The 1440-nt window shown below is 63.0% G+C and carries 2 protein-coding genes; both read right to left on the bottom strand.

The window, feature by feature from the left end; genetic code table 11:
• Nucleotides 1–198 precede the first annotated feature (198 nt).
• The gene (locus ACFYMC_RS29730) at nucleotides 199–753 is read right to left on the bottom strand and encodes a hypothetical protein (RefSeq protein ID WP_388531258.1); all 555 of its coding nucleotides are present in this window, start codon (nucleotides 751–753) and stop codon (nucleotides 199–201) included.
• Nucleotides 754–847: 94 nt separating this feature from the next.
• A complete protein-coding gene (locus ACFYMC_RS29735) occupies nucleotides 848–1192 on the bottom strand; it encodes a cold-shock protein (protein WP_388531261.1) in 345 nt (114 codons plus the stop codon).
• Nucleotides 1193–1440 lie beyond the last annotated feature (248 nt).

The raw sequence follows: 1440 nt of genomic DNA on the forward strand, positions 1-1440 counted from the left end.
ACACGCACACCAGTGAGATGCCGCAGCTCAGAACCCCCGGGCATCGCACCCCAGTGCGTGTAGGGCCTGGGAGCGGTGCCGCTGGCCCCGGACAGCGAACGCCTCGGCCGCTCAGCGCGGTGGAGGCTCGACACGACGGCCGGGGAGGTCGCCTTGTCGGGAGAAGCCGCACGTGGTGCCTCCCGACAAGGCTGGCGGTCAGGAGTCGTAGGCGATGTCCAGCTCGGTGCTGAACGCGTCGTCCGCGGACGGTGCCTCAGCCTCCGGTGCAGACCGCTTGCTGATGCCGTTGACCAGGGAGTAGTTGAAGCGGAACCCGAGGTTCGCGGTGCCGGTCTTGCCGCCGACGTTCACGCGGAAGTTGCAGTTCCCGTAGAGGGTGTAGTCCTTGTTCAGCCGGTTGTTCTTGACCGACGAGTGCCAGAAGTAGCCGACGGCCACGCCGCTGTGGGCGTCGTGGTAGGGCAGCTGCATGTGCCCTGCCTTGCACGTCATGTTCCCGGTGGCGATGGCCTGCACCTTGGGCGAGACGCGGAAGGACCACGCCATGGTGGCGGGTACGCTCTTCGCCACGTCCGTCTGGCCGGTGAATGTGCCGTTGGAGTCGGTCTTCTTGTAGTACGGGGCAGACACCTTGAAGACGTGCTTTGCCTGCTGTACACCAGCATGAGCCGGCACCGCCGACGCGCAGACGAGAGCTGCCAGAGCAGCGGATCCGAGCACGCCGACACGGCGGGTGGATATGAGAGACAACGAAACGTTCCCATTCTGTCCATCGCACGGGAAGGCGCAACCAACCGCCTCTCTGCGGTTCAATCTGTTCGGCCGGTCGCTTTCCGACGCTCGATCAGGAATCGAAGGTGATGTCCAAGTAGGACGAGTAACCCGAATCGTCGGTGTCGGGGCTATCTGCAGCGTCGGAACTGCTCGCCGAGGAAGTTCCGCAAGGCCAAACGCGCACAGCCCTCCAACAGAACTGGTCCTGCTTCGCCTGCTCCACCGTGAAAGTCACTTCCTCCCCCACGGTCAGCTCGCGAAAGCCCTCACCTGCAACGACCGAGTAATGCGCCCACACCTCGTCCGGAAGAGACGGGGTGATCAGCACTCCCCAGCCTTCTTCACGGTTCCACTGGCGCACATGCCCACTCAGCACATCGTCAGACGCCATACCAGACGAGGCGTTATCAGACACGCTTCCCCCAGTTTCAAGATTATCGAATCGACCAAGCGATGCCGCTGGTCAGGCGGCGCCCGGTGATCTCCACCGTATCAGCCGGGCGAAACCGAAGCAGAACCCCCCATGCCGTCTACCATGATCTGGTCGTACCCACGAGTGAGAATCTGGCTCGTCGGATCGTGGGCATAGTGCTGCAACTACAGTGCAGGGACGGATATTTGCTCTCCAGTATTGAGACTGGACGCGGCCAGGCGTATTTCGCC

Source organism: Streptomyces sp. NPDC006879 (genome assembly GCF_042869595.1).
GTDB lineage: Bacteria > Actinomycetota > Actinomycetes > Streptomycetales > Streptomycetaceae > Streptomyces.